This window comes from Agrobacterium sp. GD03872 (assembly GCF_029840625.1).
GTDB lineage: Bacteria > Pseudomonadota > Alphaproteobacteria > Rhizobiales > Rhizobiaceae > Agrobacterium > Agrobacterium fabrum_A.
The window spans coordinates 674,830-690,473 of the sequence record NZ_JAOCCY010000003.1; the positions used below are offsets into that span (position 1 = coordinate 674,830).

Genomic DNA, 15,644 nt, shown 5'->3' on the forward strand with positions numbered 1-15,644 from the left:
CCATATAGCCGGTGCATTCACGGCAATGTCTCCGTTTTGAAAGTTTCAGCCCAGCTTGAGCGCTTGCGCCGGCGCAGCAGCCAGGCGACGCCGATCAGATCGTGAATGCCGACAAGCGCGCGGCCGATATTGGTGTAATGGGAATTCCCGTGCAGCCGCGCCCGGTGCGTGACGTCGACATGGGCGACCTGCCAGCCGTCGCGGTTGAACAGCGCCGGGAAATAGCGGTGGTGATGATCGAAATAGGGCAAGGAAAGATAGGCGTCGCGACGGAAGGCCTTGAGGCCGCAGCCGGTATCGCGCGTGCCGTCCTTCAAGATGCGGGCGCGCAAACCATTGGCGAAGCGGGAGGAAAGGCGTTTACCCAACGTATCGCGCCGGCCGACGCGCTGCCCCGCCACGAGGCCGAGCCGGTTCGGCGCATTGGCGGCGAGAAGCGGCGCAAGGAGTGCGGGCAGATTGTCCGGCGGGTTTTGCCCGTCCCCGTCAAGCATGCAGATAACAGGCGCACGCGCCGCCTGCACGCCGCTGTGGATCGCCGCCGACTGACCGCCCTGGCGGTCATGCCGGACAAGCCGCAGCATGGGATAACGGTCGCCAAGCGAAAGCACCGCATTTACCGTACCGTCGGAAGAGGCATCGTCCACCACCACGATCTCAAAAACGCCGACCGGCTGGCACGCGGCCACGATCTCCGCCACGAGCGTTTCCACGCTCGCTTCCTCATTGTGCATGGGCACGACAACGGCGAAATCCGGGCTGGGCTGCACGCTGGCTCCGTCATATCCGTCCGCACGCATTCCGCAGACATCATTGATAGTGGCGAGAGAAGAAGCGCGAAAAGCTTGCATGAATATGAACAGCCGTTGAACTTCACCCGATATGCGCCCGTTCTATTGCAGTTTTATTACGGAAGAGGCGTCGGTCGCGGCCGGTTATTTTCTCACGGTATGCGGGAAATAATCGTACAATTCCCCGCGCTTTTAACGCGACCGTAAGCAATTTTTGCCACATTGCGGTCACGTTTTTTGGGGGGAGGAAACAGGATGCCGGATGTAAATCCGACTGCTGTCAAAGCTAAGTCATTGTCAATAAAGGCTAAATTCGCAGCGCTCGTCACGGGCGCAACGCTGGTTTCGTGCTTGTCCGTGGGATTGTTGTCCTACGAGACGGGCAAATCGGGCCTGATCGACGCCAGCAAAATCAGGCTCGAAACGGTTGCAAGCAACCAGTCGAAGCAGCTTGACGCCTATACTTTGCGTGTCGAACAGAGCATTTCCGAACTGTCGCAAAATGCCGCAATCGCCCAGGCGCTGGAAACCATGACCAATGTGGTGCCGACGGAAAAGGATGCGATCATCCAGGCATTCCGCCGCGAGGGCGTCTCCGAGGAGGAGCGCGCTTCCTTCAACGGCGAAGGGCTGCGGCTGCTTTACGCCATCCGCCATGCAACGATCAACGCCACCATCGCCAGCGTCTGGCGCAACACCCGGGTCAGCGATATCTACGTCATCGACAAGACCGGCCTCATTATCTATTCCGTGACCAAGGGCAAGAACTTCCTGACCAGCGTGACGGAACCGCAGAACGCCGCGATCAAGGAACTGTTCGAGCGCATCGAAGCCGGCAAGGACGGCGTCGTCAGCACCACCGGCTTCAGCGGCGGCGCCGATGATTCGGCCATGATCGGCATGCCGCTCGCCGTCTCCAACTGGGGGCAGCTGCAGCGCAAGGGCGCCGTCATCATGCGCATTGCGGCCGACCGCATCGGCGCGGTGGTGACACCTGAAGAAACCGGCAAGACCATCGACGACGCCGTTCTTCTGAGCGCCGACGGCAAACGCCGGGCGGGTGTGCTCTCGGGCGGTGCGGATGCCGCGGTTTCCGAAAGCCTTGCGGCCCTTTCGGGCACAAGCGGGGATGGCACCGTGATGGCGCAGACGCCCGCAGGCAACATCTTCTACGCTTATCGCCCGGTCTCCGTTTTTGGACAGAAACATCTTCTGGCCATCGGCCAGCAGGAGAGCAAGGTTCTCGCCGCCGCCAACGAACTGGCCTTCTGGGCAACGCTTGCAACACTTGCTGTTCTCGCGATCATGACACTCATCGGCATTTTCGTATCCGCCAGCCTCACCAGGCCGCTGACCGGTCTCGCTGGACTGATGGAGCGCCTCAACGGCGGCGAAAACGATATCGAGATCAAGGCCGTTTCCCGCGGCGATGAGATTGGCACCATGGCGCGTGCGCTGGAATCCTTCCGCCAGGGCATTCTGGACAAGCAACGCATGGAAGCGGACGCCCACCGCAAGGGCGAGGAACTGGATGAAGAGCGGGCCCAGCGGGAGATGGAAAAGGCAAGAAGCGCCAGGGAGCTGGAAGAGGCTGTCGATGCGCTTGCGACCGGTCTCGCCAATCTCGCGGCCGGCAGGCTCGATCTCCGCATCGAGAAATCTTTCGTGCCGTCGCTCGATCATCTGCGCATCGATTTCAACAACTCCATGGCCGGGCTGGAAGCGACGATCTCCAATATCGGCGAAAGCGCCAACACCATCCGCTCCGGTTCCGGCGAACTGAAAAGCGCATCGGAAGACCTGTCGCGGCGCACCGAGCGCCAGGCCGCAGCCCTTGAAGAGGCGGCAGCAGCACTCGGAGACATGACGCAGGCCGTCAATCTCTCACTGTCGCGCTGCAATGTCGCCGTCGAGGCGACGGCCGGCACGATGCAGGATGCGCACAAGTCCACGGCCGTCGTGAAGGAAGCGATCGTCGCGATGGAACGCATCGAGACCTCGTCGGCCAAGATCCGCCAGATCATCGATGTCATCGACCAGATCGCCTTCCAGACCAATCTTCTGGCGCTGAATGCCGGTGTGGAAGCTGCGCGCGCCGGTGAAGCCGGAAAGGGCTTTGCCGTGGTGGCGCAGGAGGTTCGTGAGCTTGCCCAGAAATCGGCCGCCGCCGCCCGTGACATCACGACGCTGATCGCCACCTCGGCGGGCGATGTGGAAAGCGGCGTAGCCCTGGTGCTGAAGACGGGCGAAAGCCTCGAGCAGATCCAGAAACGCATCCAGTCGGTCAACGACCAGATCGGTGAGATCGCCACGGCCTCGCGCGAACAGTCCGGCCGCCTCAGCGAGATCAACGCCTCCGTCAACGAACTCGACCATGTAACGCAGCAGAATGCGGCGATGGTGGAGGAAACCACGGCTTCGGCCTTCTCGCTGGCAAGCGAGGCGGATGGCCTGACCGAACAGGTAGGGCAGTTCTCGGTGGGCCATACCCGACAGCACAGCCAGCGTTACGCGGCCTGACCCGCAACAAAAAAGGGCCGGAGGCAAACCTCCGGCCCTTTTGTTTTCAACCGGGCTCCCAGGGGCCGAAGCCCCTGGGAACACGCCGGCGGCCTGGCACCACAGCCCCCCGCCGGCTTCCGGGGAGGACCTCAGAAGAAGCCAACCTTGTTCGGGCTGTAGGAAACCAGCAGGTTCTTGGTCTGCTGGTAGTGGTCGAGCATCATCTTGTGGGTCTCGCGACCGATGCCCGACTGCTTGTAACCGCCGAAGGCAGCGCCCGCCGGATAGACGTGATAGCAATTCGTCCAGACGCGGCCCGCCTCGATGCCCCGGCCAGCCCGATAGGCGATGTTGGTGTCACGGCTCCAGACACCCGCACCCAGACCGTAAACCGTGTCATTGGCGATTTCGAGCGCTTCTTCCACCGTCTTGAAGGTGGTGACGGAAACAACAGGGCCGAAGATTTCCTCCTGGAAAATCCGCATCTTGTTGTTGCCCTCGAAGACCGTCGGCTGGATGTAGTAACCATCCTTCAGGTCGCCCGTGAGCGTCTTGCGGTCGCCGCCGGTCAGGACCCTGGCGCCTTCCTTCTTGCCGATATCGAGATAGCTCATGATCTTGTCGAACTGTTCCTGCGAGGCCTGCGCGCCCAGCATGGTCGACGGATTGAGCGGATCGTCCTGGCTGATGGCCTGAACGCGCTTGATCGCCTTTTCCATGAAACGGTCATAGATCGATTCATGCACCAGTGCGCGTGAAGGGCATGTGCAGACCTCACCCTGATTGAGCGCGAAGAAGGCGAAACCTTCGAGCGCCTTGTCGAGGAAGGCGTCGTCCTCGTTCATCACATCGGCAAAGAAGATGTTCGGTGACTTGCCGCCCAGCTCCAGCGTGATGTTGGTGACGTTGTCAGCCGCATAACGCATGATTTCCTTGCCGACCGAAGTGGAGCCGGTAAACGCGATCTTGGCGATGCGGTTGCTCTGCGCCAGCGGCTTGCCGGCTTCGAGGCCCGTGCCATTGACGATGTTGAGGACGCCGGGCGGCAGCAGGTCTTCAATCAGCTCCATCACGATAAGAATGGAAGCCGGTGTCTGCTCGGCCGGCTTCAGCACTACGCAGTTGCCGGCGGCGAGCGCCGGTGCGAGCTTCCACGCGGCCATCAGGATCGGAAAGTTCCACGGAATGATCTGGCCGACGACGCCGAGCGGCTCATGGAAGTGATAGGCGACGGTATCGTTGTCGATCTCGCCGATGGTGCCTTCCTGGGCGCGGATGCAGCCCGCGAAATAACGGAAGTGATCGATGGCGAGCGGAATATCCGCATTGGTGGTTTCGCGCAGCGGCTTGCCATTGTCCCAGGTTTCGGCCCGGGCGATGAGATCGAGATTGTCCTCGATGCGCTGGGCGATCTTGAGCAGGATATTGGAGCGTTCCGTCACACTCGTCTTGCCCCATTTGTCGCGGGCCTTGTGGGCGGCATCGAGCGCGAACTCGATATCGGCCGCATCCGAGCGCGGCACTTCGCAGATCTTGTGGCCCGTGACCGGCGAAAGATTATCCATGTAGCGGCCGGATTTCGGCTCCACCCATTTGCCGCCGATGTAATTGCCGTATTTCAGCTTGAAGGGCGCTTCGCCGGCTTTCTGCTGAACCTGAATGTTCATGATTTCATCCTCCCTGATGAAAACGATCCGCAGCGGACCGCATGGCAGGAAGGTGGGCCCAGATGGCGTTGTTCGGTAGAGGGGCCGCGCGGTTCCGCAGCGCACATTGTCTCACATCTGCGACAAAGCCTCGCCAATCCGGCACCATCGGCCGGATCGCGCCCGTGCAAGCCTTAATGCACGTCGAATTTCTTCATCTTGCGGTGAAGTGTGGCGCGGCTGATACCGAGCAGGGAAGCCGCCTGCGTGACATTGCCGTTGGTGCGCGACAACACGCGGCGAAGCGCCGAACGTTCCGCTTCCGCAAGGTCGGAACCGCTGTCGTGGCGCTGTTCCTGAAGAACATCAGCGGCGGGCAGCCCCTGCGCGATGCGGGCATCATCAAGCTTCAGCGCAAGGCGTGCGGCGCGGGTTGCGCCGAGCACGAGGTCGTCCTGATCCACGGCCAGCAGCGACAACGCCGCACCGAACCCGCTCGGCACGACGACGATGCGTGCGCCGGGAAAGGCGCGGCGGAAAAGATTGCCCTCGATACGCTGCGCCGCATCCTTCACAGCCTGGGTGACGAAGGAGAAGGTCATCTCGTTGATGTCGTCGCGGCAGGTGGAAATATCGAGTGCGCCCGTCACCCGGCCGGTATGATCGCGAATGGGGGCCGTGGTGCAGCAGAGTTCCGTATTCGACGTGAAGAAATGCTGGTCGCGATAGACCACTACCGAGCGCTCGTCCACGAGCGCCGTGCCGATGCCGTTGGTGCCCACGCTCGCTTCGCTCCAGACCGCGCCGGACCAGAGGCCGAGAGCACGGAAATCGCGGTCGTCGCCGGGCGCGCCGCGCCGTTCCAGCGCAACGCCCTGTGCGTCGGTCAAAAGCAGGCAGCAGCCGGATTTGCCGACACTCTGGAAAATGCGGTCGAGTTCATCCGTGCTTTCGGCGATCAGGCCGGCGGCGCTTTCACGAGCGCGGCGGAATTCATACTCGCTGAGAAAGACCGGCTTGCGGTTCTCCTCCGGTGCGAGATGATGTTTGACCATGCAGCGGCGCCATGAGGCGATAATCGGAGAACTTGCGGCTGCGGAACGGTGGCGCGCGGTTTCATACACGCGTTCCGCATGGGCGATGTCAGTCGGCATGCGCTCCTCCCAAAGCTTTTCGGCGATGGTGCGCTGGAAGCGTTCATGTTTCAACAAAAAACTTCGCGACCGGCATTGCCGGGCGCAACCGCGGGCTGCGCCAGCCTATCGAACCGCCTTGAAATAACGCCGGCTGGCCGTCACTTCCGTTTCATCCTCATCCGAGAGGAACGTATCGTCCACAAGATTGGCGATGGAGGTCAACGGTCCGGGCTTACCGAAAAAGAAGCCCTGCACCTGCAAGCAGCCCTCGCGCCGCAGGAATTCGACATGGGCTTTCGTCTCCACCCCTTCCGCAAGCACGGGAATATTGAGGCTGTGCGCCAGAATGAGCGTCGAGCGAACGATAGCCTCGGACTGCACGTTGGTCGACAGACCATCGATGAAGGCGCGGTCGATCTTGATCTTGTCGAAGGGGAAGCTCTGAAGCGTCGATAGCGAGGAATAACCCGTGCCGTAATCATCCATGGCGATCTTGACGCCGAGCGCCTTGAGCTTGCGGATGGTGACAAGCGCATGGCGATGGTCGGCGATGATGCTGCCTTCGGTGATTTCCAGCTCGAGCCTTTCCGGCGCAAGCCCCGTATCGGCGAGAATTTTCTCCACCTTTTCGGGAAAATCATTGTCCGCAAGCTGCTGCGGCGCGACATTCACGGCAATGGCGAGCGATTTTTTCCACTGGGCCGCCTGCGCGCATGCTTCTCTCAGAACCCATTCGCCCAGCTCGACGATGAAACCGGTCTGTTCGGCGATCGGAATGAATTCGGCCGGGGAGACCATGCCGCGTTCGGGACGGTTCCAGCGCAAAAGCGCCTCGAAACCGACGATGCTGCCGCTTCTGGTGTCGTTCTGCTGCTGATAATAAAGCTCGAATTCCTTGTTGGTGAGACCGCTGCGCATGGCGACGGCAAGCACGTTGCGCTCACGCGCGGCCTCGTCCATGGATTTGTCGTAAAAGCATATCGTGTCCGAAGTGCCGCTTTTTGCCCGGTACATGGCGACATCCGCCTGCGCCATCAGCGTATCGGCATCGATGGAGCCGGTATTGCGGACCGATATGCCCACACTTGCGCCAACCGAAAATGTCTGCCCATTCCATTCCACCGGCCGGCTGATCTGCTCGATCAGCCGCTGGGCGAATTCCGCGCCGTCGGAACGGGTATAATAGGAATGGGTCATCGCCACGAATTCATCGCCGCCCATGCGCGCCAGGAACTCCCCGGCCTTCAGCACGGAACTCGCGCGGTCGGCGATGGCCCGCAGCACGGCGTCGCCCGCCGCATGACCATGCACGTCGTTGATTTCCTTGAAACGGTCGAGATCGATGGACAGAAGCGCCGTATGTGCGCCCAGGGAAAGATGGCGCGTACGGCGGTTGAGATGTTCGATGAACGCCGCCCGGTTGGGAATGCCCGTCAACGGATCGTGCAGCGAAAGATGACGATAGCGGGCGACCGCCTGCTGGGTGGACTGGGCGTCGATGACATAGGTGGAAAGCCCGAGCGCCAGGAGCAGCAGCGTCACCGCAATCGCCCCTCCGCCCATGATGGCCGGCGGCAGCAGGTTTTCAGGAATGACAATGCGCGGGTCGAAGGCAAAGGACATCGACGCCATGCCGGTATAATGCATCGAAGCAATGGCCAGGATGAGAAACGCCACCGCGCCATATTGGCAGAAACGGGTGAGAGGCCGGGAGATGCGATTGACCGCGATGGCGCCCAGCACCGCCCCCAGCACCAGCGAAGCGATGACATAGGCCGGGTTCCAGAAGATCATGCCCTGAACATTATAGGCCGCCATGCCGGTGTAATGCATGGCCGCAATGCCGAGGCCGAGAATGATCCCGCCGGCTTCCACCAGCACGCTGCGCCCGCCATAGGCGGAAATGCCGAAGCCGGCCGTCGTTGTGGCAATGGCGATGAGAAGCGACAGCCCGGTCAGATAGGGATCGTATCCCACATCACCGGCAGCGACATAACCCAGCATCGCCACGAAATGGGTGGTCCATATCGCCGCCCCGCCATTGACGCCCGCCAGAAACAGCCAGTTGACCTTCTGCACCCCCGTCGCCAGACGCGCCTTCGAAAAAAGACGCATCGAAACGAAACTGCCCAGCATGCAGACGAAGACCGCAGCGGCGGTGTATCGATAGTCATGATCGATGGTAATGCACTGGAGAACTTTGAGCATTGTTATCTACGCCATTGGAATTTTGCGTAGCCTTATCATTCGCCAAGTTTTCACCGGGTTTATATGCATGGATAAGCATAAATTAAATTTCTCACCATATACGAGAATTAGAATAAACTAATTAAATCAATACATGGTATGCCGCGAGAATATCCGGGCCTTGTCTTTATGTGCCGTTTGTATTATAGCGCCCGCACCCGTGTAGACACCCTTGGAGGCAACGCGGGCGGGATGGCTTCAGGGCCTCTCCGGTTCAGGCCGCTTCGTTCGGCATGAACTCTCCATATAACCTCGAAAGGAATTGCCATGAGCAAAGAATCGTATGAGCTCAAGGCCGAGGCGCGCGAACGAGTTGGTAAGGGGTCCTCTCGTGAACTTCGCCGCAACGGTTTGATTCCCGCTGTCATCTATGGTGACAAGCAGGCCCCCATTTCCATCGCCCTGTCGACCAATGAAGTGACCAAGCGTATCCACGCCGGCGGCTTCATGACGACGGTTGCGACCATCGACGTCGACGGCCAGAAAATCAAGGTTCTGCCGAAGGACTACCAGCTCGATCCGGTCCGCGACTTCACCATGCATGTCGACTTCCTGCGCGTTTCGGGCAACACGCTCGTCAACGTCGAAGTTCCGGTTCACTTCGTCAACGAAGAAAAGTCGGACATCAAGATCGGCGGCGTTCTGAACATCGTTCGCCACACGGTGGAGTTCCACTGCCCGGCCAACGACATTCCGGAATTCATCACGGTTGATCTCGCTGGCCTGAAGATCGGCGACAACGTTCACATTTCGAATGTGAAGCTGCCGAAGAACATCTCGCCTGTGATCGCCGACCGTGACTTCACGATTGCGACGATCGTTGCTCCGGCCGCTGGCGTTGCAGAAGAAACGACTGAAGAAGCTTCCGAGGAATAATCGGCGGCCGCAAGGCCTGACAGCTTTGAAGTAATGAGGCCCGTTCCGTTTTCGGAACGGGCCTTTTAGTTTTTATGAACTTTAAAACCAGAAAGCGCGCCGCCTTCGCGGGATGCGGGACCTGTTTCAGTGTCGATTAACACTTCCGTGAAACGATACCCTTGCGCTGTCGTGGAAACATCGGGCGGGTTGAGAAATAATGTGGGAAAATGCGGCTCTTGCCGGAAATCCACGTAAAACCTGTTGGAGCGGACGAAACGGGGCGCAGCAAGTCTTGGGGCAAAGGGTAGCTGCAATCGAACATGGCTCATTCCGTCGAAAGTCGCTTTATCGCGATTGTTTCCGGCGCACTTCTCACAGTGGTCGCCCCGCTCTTCACGCTTTTGCTGACGCTTTCCTACCACGAAGCCATTCGTAGCCAGCGCAACCATATTGAAATTCTGCTGTCGACAAATACCCAGGCGCTTGCCCGGCCCCTGTGGGATCTCGATGACGACACCATAAACCAGATTACCGGCACCCTCATCTCCGACCCCATGATCCGGATGGTCGAGGTCAGGGATACGTCCGGCCAGCTCGACATCGTCCAGACGGCCGGCAGCGATATCATTCAGGATGCGGCCTCGACAAGCCGCGAGGTGACCTACAAGACCACGAAGGGCTCCGTCACCGTCGGGCAGCTGACGGTCTATTACGACGATGTCAGCCTTCTGACCTCCCTGAGCCAAACCGAACTGGCCTTCATCACGATTTTCATCCTCGCCGTCCTCACCATCGTTCTTGCCGCCATCGCAGGTAACCGCTTCATGGTCATCCGCCCGCTGATGCGGCTGGCGGCCGCCATAGAGGCAACACGGCGTCTCGGTTCACGCCACCATGTCGACTGGCGCTCGAAGGACGAAATCGGCCGGCTGGCGAAAAGCTTCAACGAAATGCAGACCCAGCTCGAAAAGGAAGAGTTGGAGATCAAGAACGCGCATGAGCGAAAGACGGAAATCTACAACCGCACGCCCGCCATGCTGTTCTCGCTCGACAGGCATGACCGTATTGCCGCCGTCAGCGATTACTGGGTGGAGGCGACCGGTTATGACCGCGCCCGGATACTCGGTCTCAACTTCGCGGATCTCATTCACCCCGATGACAGGACCCTGTTCCAGCAGCGAAAGACGGCGCATCCTTTGCCCGATGCCTCGAATAGCGGCATTACCGTGCGTTTCCATTGCATGGATGGCAGCGTCATGGATGCGCTCATCCTCGAAAAACCCCTCGATTCCGGCGACGGCACATGTCTCTGCGTCATGACCGATGTGACCGAACTGCGCCAGTCGGAAAAGCGCAACCGCCAGCAGGCCATTTCCGACCACCTGACCGGCCTCTTCAACCGTCAGGGCTTCGAGGCCATTCTCGACCTGCAGATCCGTGAAGCCGACCGCAACCGCAGTGAACTCGCCTGCCTGTTCATCGACCTCGACCGGTTCAAGGCGATCAACGACAATCTCGGCCATGCCGCGGGCGACGCCGTTCTCAGACAATTCACGCTGAAGATCGAACCCCTGCTGACGCCGCTGGACAGCGCATCGCGTCTGGGCGGCGATGAATTCGCCATATTGCTGGCCGGCGACAAGGTGGAAGAGCGCGCGCTGCAATTCTGCGAACGCATCTGCGCCATGCTGGACACGCCCTTCGAGATCGAGAACAACAGTATCCGCCTCAGCGCCAGCATCGGCATGGCGGTCTATCCCCTGCATGCCGCGAGCGCCTCCGAGCTTTTGCAGAATGCCGACATGGCCATGTATACCCGCAAGCGAACCGGCAAGAACGGCTCGCAGGTCTTCGACAGCTCGATCACCGACCGGGCGCGCGAACATGCGGAACTGGAGCGGGATATCGCGCAGGCGCTTTCAGAGGATTGGTTCGAGGCCTATTTCCAGCCGATTCAAAACCTCGCAACCGGCCAGACGGCGGGTTTCGAGGCGCTGCTGCGCCTCAACCACCCGGATAAGGGCTTGCTCTCCCCCGCCGCGATCATCAGCCTTGCGGAAGAAAACGGCACCATTCACCGCATCGGCAATGTCATTCTCGATCAGTCTATCGCCAATCTCGCCAGGCTGTCGCGCCTGCCGGGCATGGAGCAGACCTATGTGGCGGTGAATTTTTCGCCGCTGCAATTCGAACCGGGGTTGCCGACGCGCATCGCCGGCGTACTGCACCGCCACGGCATTCTTCCCGGACGACTGGTCATCGAAATCACCGAAGCCGTCATCATGAAGGACGACCCGCAAATCCGGGCGATCCTCAACGCCATCCACCAGCTCGGCTGCCGCATCGCACTGGACGATTTCGGCACCGGTTATTCTTCGCTCAGCTATCTCAGCCGTTTCCCCGTCGATATCGTCAAGATCGACCAGTCCTTCACCCGCTCGATCTGCGACGACAGGATGGAGATCAGGCAGCGCAACCGCATGCTGGTCGAGGGCATAGCCGCCATCTCGCACAAGATGAATTGCGCCGTCATTGCCGAGGGGGTCGAGACGGAAGAGCAGAAGGAACTGCTGAGCGATATTGGCGCGGATTTCGGGCAGGGTTATTTCTTCGCGCGCCCGCAACCGGTCGAAGGGTTGATCACCTCACTCGACACGGCGTCCGGACAAGGCTGCGCCGTGGCGCGGCAAGCGTGAACCTCCAGGGGGAGCCATGGGATTGATCCGCTTTTGCCTCATCTTTCTTGCTCTCGCCACTCCGGCCAGCGCGGCCAAGCTTTTCCTGACGACCGAGGTCTATCCGCCCTACAATCTGCAGGCCAGCGACGGCAGTGTGCACGGCGTCTATTTCGACCAGCTCAAGACGGTGCTTGAGGATACCGGCACCAGCTACGAGGTCGTCGTCATGCCCTGGGCGCGGGCCATCGCACTGGCCAGCACACAGGCCATGCATTGCGTTTTCGCCGCGGCGAGAACACCGGAACGCGAAAAGCTGTTCAAATGGGTGGCGCCGATCCATATCGACCGCAACATCCTGGTGGCGCGCCGCAAGGCGAATATCGAAGCCTCCAGCCTCGATGAAGCCAAGAAATATCGGGTGGGAACCCAGCGCGGGGACTACACCGAAGCGCTTCTTGAAAAGCTCGGTTTCCCGCAGGTGGATGTCAGCGCAGATTTCGAGATCACGCTGCACAAGCTGAAAGCCGGCCGCATCGACCTGATGCCCATGTCTGAAAGCACCTTCAAGGGCCTGCCCGCCAACACCTTCCGGGAGGTGATGACGCTGACCCGGCAACAGCTTGGCCTTGCCTGCAATAAAAGCGTTCCCGACGAGGTGATCGCGAAACTGCAGGCCCGGCTGGACCGGTTGATCGCCGATGGAACGCAGCAGCGGATATTCGACCGCTACAACCTCGTCAGCCCCTAAGCGGCCGGTTCGGCGTCCGCTGCAAAATTCATAAAAGGATTGACAGCCGGCGCTTTTCGGGGTGGTGACAACAGCATCATCAGGCAAAACGCGGACATGCCCCATGAAGATCATCGCAGGCCTCGGCAATCCCGGCGCACAATATGCCGGAAACCGTCACAATATCGGCTTCATGGCCGTCGATGCGCTGCAGCGCCTGCCCTCCTTTGCGCCCTGGTCGAAGAAATTCAAGGCGGAAATTTCCGAAGGCGAGATCGACGGCGAAAAGGTGCTGCTGATGAAGCCGCTCACCTACATGAATCTTTCGGGCGAATCCGTCGGCGAAGCCATGCGCTTCTTCAAGCTCACACCGGCGGATATCATCGCCATTCATGACGAGCTCGATCTGCCGGCCGGCCGCGCACGCATCAAGACGGGCGGCGGCCATGGCGGTCATAACGGCCTGAAATCGCTCGACGCCCATTGCGGCAGGGAATACCGCCGCCTGCGCCTCGGCATCGGCCATCCCGGCGACAAGGAAAGGGTGCATGGCCACGTCCTCGGCGATTTCGCCAAGGCCGACCGGGTCTGGCTCGATCCGCTTCTGGACGCCATTGCCGACAATGCCGCCATGCTGGTGAAAGCCGAGGATTCGCAGCTGATGAACAAGCTGGCGCTCGCCACCGGCAGCAAGCCGGAAGCCGAGAAGCCGGCCAAGGCAGCCAGACCCGCGGCGCAATCCCATATCCATCAGGCGCGTAACAGCGCCCAGCCGAAAAAACTGCCGGAAACCGGCCCCATGGCCGAAATGCTGAAGCGCATGTTCGGCAAGAAGGACTAGATCGCGAATGTCTTCAGAGACCATCGTCCTGCGCGAAGCCGAAGCCCGCGACCTGCCCGGCCTGCTTGACCTTTACCGGGCGCTCAATCCGTCCGATCCGGAAATGACAGCGGAAAAAGCGACTACGGCTTTTGCGGCCATGCTCGCCCAGCCGGGCCTGACCGTGTTTCTTGCTACCGAAGGCGAAGAAGCGGTCGCCACCGCGACGCTGCAGATCGTTCCGAACCTGACGCGCGCCGCCCGTCCCTACGCCCTTATCGAAAATGTGGTGACGCTGGAAAACCGTCGCGGCCGCGGATATGGCCGCGCGGTGGTGCGCCATGCCGTCGAGGCGGCTTTTGCGGCGAACTGCTACAAGGTGATGCTGCTGACCGGGCGACAACGCCCGGAGGTTCACGCCTTTTACGAAAGCTGCGGCTTCGTGCAGAACAAGACGGGTTTTCAGATAAGGCAGGATTAACGCTCACTCCTCCGGCTCGGTGGTGAACATCAGCGGAAATCCCGCCTCCTTGCCGAGATCGGTCGCTTCCTTGGCCTTGGTCTCGGCAATATCCCGCTCGCAGACGACGACGACCGCACTGCCGAAGCGGTGCGCCGTCATCATCACCCGGTGGCCGGTCTCCTCGCTCATGCGGAACACGGCCTTCAGCACCACGGTAACGAACTCACGCGGCGTATAGTCATCATTCAGCAGAATGACCTTGTAGAGCTTCGGCCGCTCCAGCTTCGGTTTGACTTTCGGTTTTGGCTTGAGATCGACAGGACTGTCACTCATCATGGTCGCCCGTGCCTGTCGCTCATCGCGGTTGCTCATGGGAAACCCCGTTGACGACGAAAGATCGATCGCTTGACCCGCTTATATTGCGCCGCAACCGCAGCATCGGCAAGCCTGCCCGAAATTTCGCACCATTAAAGGGGCTTTGCCCGCACAAATCGGCCCGCGGGCTTGACCTTGCCCTGCCCTTTCCGCAAAAGGCTCCTCAACGAATTCTTTCAAACGGACAGGTTTCAAGCCATGGGCTTCAAATGCGGTATTGTTGGTTTGCCAAATGTCGGCAAGTCCACTCTCTTCAACGCGCTGACGAAAACGGCAGCGGCGCAGGCCGCCAACTATCCCTTCTGCACCATCGAGCCGAATACCGGCGAAGTGGCGGTTCCTGATGTGCGCATGAAAATCCTTGCCGACATTGCCGGCTCGAAGGAAATCATCCCTACCCGCATCTCCTTCGTCGACATCGCCGGCCTGGTGCGCGGCGCATCGAAAGGCGAAGGCCTCGGCAACCAGTTCCTCGCCAATATCCGCGAAGTGGACGCCGTGGTTCACGTTCTGCGCTGCTTCGAGGATGACGACATTACCCACGTCGAAGGCCGCATCAACCCCGTGGCCGATGCCGAAACCATCGAGACCGAGCTGATGCTTTCCGACCTCGAAAGCCTTGAGCGCCGCACGGAACAGACCCGCAAGCGCGCCACCGGCAAGGACAAGGAATCGCTGGCGCAACTGCCGCTGATGGAAGCCTCGCTGAAGCTCCTGAACGAAGGCAAACCGGTCCGCACCCTGCTCTCCACGCTCGATGCCGAAGAACTGCGCATCCTTCAGGGCCTCAACCTCCTGACCGCGCATCCGGTCCTCTATGTCTGCAACGTCGCCGAAAGCGACGCCGTCGACGGCAACGAACACACGAAGGCCGTTGCCGAAATGGCGAAGGCCCAGGGCGCCGAGACCGTCGTCATTTCCGCTGCGATCGAATCCGAAGTTGCGCAGCTTCCCGATGAAGAAGCGAAGGAATTCCTCTCGGCCCTCGGCCTTGAGGAAGCAGGCCTCGACCGACTGATCCGCGCCGGCTACAAGCTGCTCGATCTCATCACCTATTTCACCGTCGGCCCGAAGGAATGCCGCGCCTGGACCATCGAGCGCGGCACCAAGGCGCCGCAGGCCGCCGGCGTCATCCACTCCGATTTTGAGCGCGGCTTCATCCGCGCCAACACCATCGCCTATAACGACTACGTCGCCTTCAAGGGCGAAGTCGGCGCGAAGGAAGCCGGCAAGGCGCGTGACGAAGGCAAGGAATATGTGGTTCAGGACGGCGACGTCATCCACTTCCGCTTCAACACCTGATCTGGCCTTTGGCGACGTCGATAAGGTCCGCCAAGAAGGGTAACCGAACATTGCAGCACGGTTTCTTCTCCCCACCGGGGAGAAGATGGCCCGAAGGGC

The 15,644-nt window shown here is 60.4% G+C and carries 12 protein-coding genes; 7 read left to right on the plus strand and 5 right to left on the minus strand.

The features are described 5' to 3' along the window. Window positions 1-17: 17 nt before the first annotated feature. The gene (locus N5D22_RS10965) at window positions 18-857 is read right to left on the minus strand and encodes a glycosyltransferase family 2 protein (RefSeq protein WP_279656425.1); all 840 of its coding nucleotides are present in this window, start codon (window positions 855-857) and stop codon (window positions 18-20) included. A gap of 189 nt (window positions 858-1,046) precedes the next feature. Here N5D22_RS10965 and N5D22_RS10970 point away from each other — a divergent pair, with 189 nt between their 5' ends. Next, a complete protein-coding gene (locus N5D22_RS10970) occupies window positions 1,047-3,311 on the plus strand; it encodes a methyl-accepting chemotaxis protein (RefSeq protein ID WP_347881149.1) in 2,265 nt (754 codons plus the stop codon). Between the two features lie 131 nt (window positions 3,312-3,442). On the opposite strand, the gene adh is transcribed toward N5D22_RS10970, so the two are convergent. The 3 genes from adh to N5D22_RS10985 all read right to left on the minus strand — a co-directional run bounded on the left by adh (window position 3,443) and on the right by N5D22_RS10985 (window position 8,283). Continuing rightward, window positions 3,443-4,960 (minus strand): aldehyde dehydrogenase, encoded by a 1,518-nt coding sequence (gene adh, locus N5D22_RS10975; RefSeq protein WP_279656407.1) that lies wholly within the window; start codon window positions 4,958-4,960, stop codon window positions 3,443-3,445. 173 nt (window positions 4,961-5,133) lie between these two features. Beyond that, entirely contained in the window at window positions 5,134-6,093 is a 960-nt protein-coding gene (locus tag N5D22_RS10980; protein WP_279656427.1) for a helix-turn-helix domain-containing protein, read from the minus strand. Between the two features lie 105 nt (window positions 6,094-6,198). Then, window positions 6,199-8,283, minus strand: coding sequence for a bifunctional diguanylate cyclase/phosphodiesterase (locus N5D22_RS10985; protein ID WP_279656408.1), 2,085 nt, complete (start codon window positions 8,281-8,283; stop codon window positions 6,199-6,201). A gap of 306 nt (window positions 8,284-8,589) precedes the next feature. On the opposite strand from N5D22_RS10985, the gene N5D22_RS10990 reads away from it, so the two are divergent. From N5D22_RS10990 to N5D22_RS11010, 5 genes are all read left to right on the plus strand, one after another. After that, window positions 8,590-9,198 (plus strand): 50S ribosomal protein L25/general stress protein Ctc, encoded by a 609-nt coding sequence (locus N5D22_RS10990; protein ID WP_279656409.1) that lies wholly within the window; start codon window positions 8,590-8,592, stop codon window positions 9,196-9,198. A gap of 302 nt (window positions 9,199-9,500) precedes the next feature. Next, entirely contained in the window at window positions 9,501-11,876 is a 2,376-nt protein-coding gene (locus tag N5D22_RS10995) for an EAL domain-containing protein (protein WP_279656410.1), read from the plus strand. A gap of 16 nt (window positions 11,877-11,892) precedes the next feature. Then, window positions 11,893-12,606, plus strand: a complete 714-nt coding sequence (locus tag N5D22_RS11000; protein WP_279656411.1) for a transporter substrate-binding domain-containing protein — start codon at window positions 11,893-11,895, stop codon at window positions 12,604-12,606. A gap of 103 nt (window positions 12,607-12,709) precedes the next feature. Further along, window positions 12,710-13,426, plus strand: coding sequence for an aminoacyl-tRNA hydrolase (pth, locus tag N5D22_RS11005; RefSeq protein ID WP_279656412.1), 717 nt, complete (start codon window positions 12,710-12,712; stop codon window positions 13,424-13,426). Between the two features lie 7 nt (window positions 13,427-13,433). After that, window positions 13,434-13,886: a GNAT family N-acetyltransferase gene (locus N5D22_RS11010; protein ID WP_279656413.1), complete on the plus strand. Its 453-nt coding sequence runs from the start codon at window positions 13,434-13,436 to the stop codon at window positions 13,884-13,886. A 3-nt stretch (window positions 13,887-13,889) separates the two neighbouring features. On the opposite strand, the gene clpS is transcribed toward N5D22_RS11010, so the two are convergent. Continuing rightward, window positions 13,890-14,201: an ATP-dependent Clp protease adapter ClpS gene (gene clpS / locus N5D22_RS11015; RefSeq protein ID WP_035260429.1), complete on the minus strand. Its 312-nt coding sequence runs from the start codon at window positions 14,199-14,201 to the stop codon at window positions 13,890-13,892. 240 nt (window positions 14,202-14,441) lie between these two features. On the opposite strand from clpS, the gene ychF reads away from it, so the two are divergent. Continuing rightward, window positions 14,442-15,545 (plus strand): redox-regulated ATPase YchF, encoded by a 1,104-nt coding sequence (gene ychF, locus N5D22_RS11020; protein WP_279656414.1) that lies wholly within the window; start codon window positions 14,442-14,444, stop codon window positions 15,543-15,545. Window positions 15,546-15,644 lie beyond the last annotated feature (99 nt).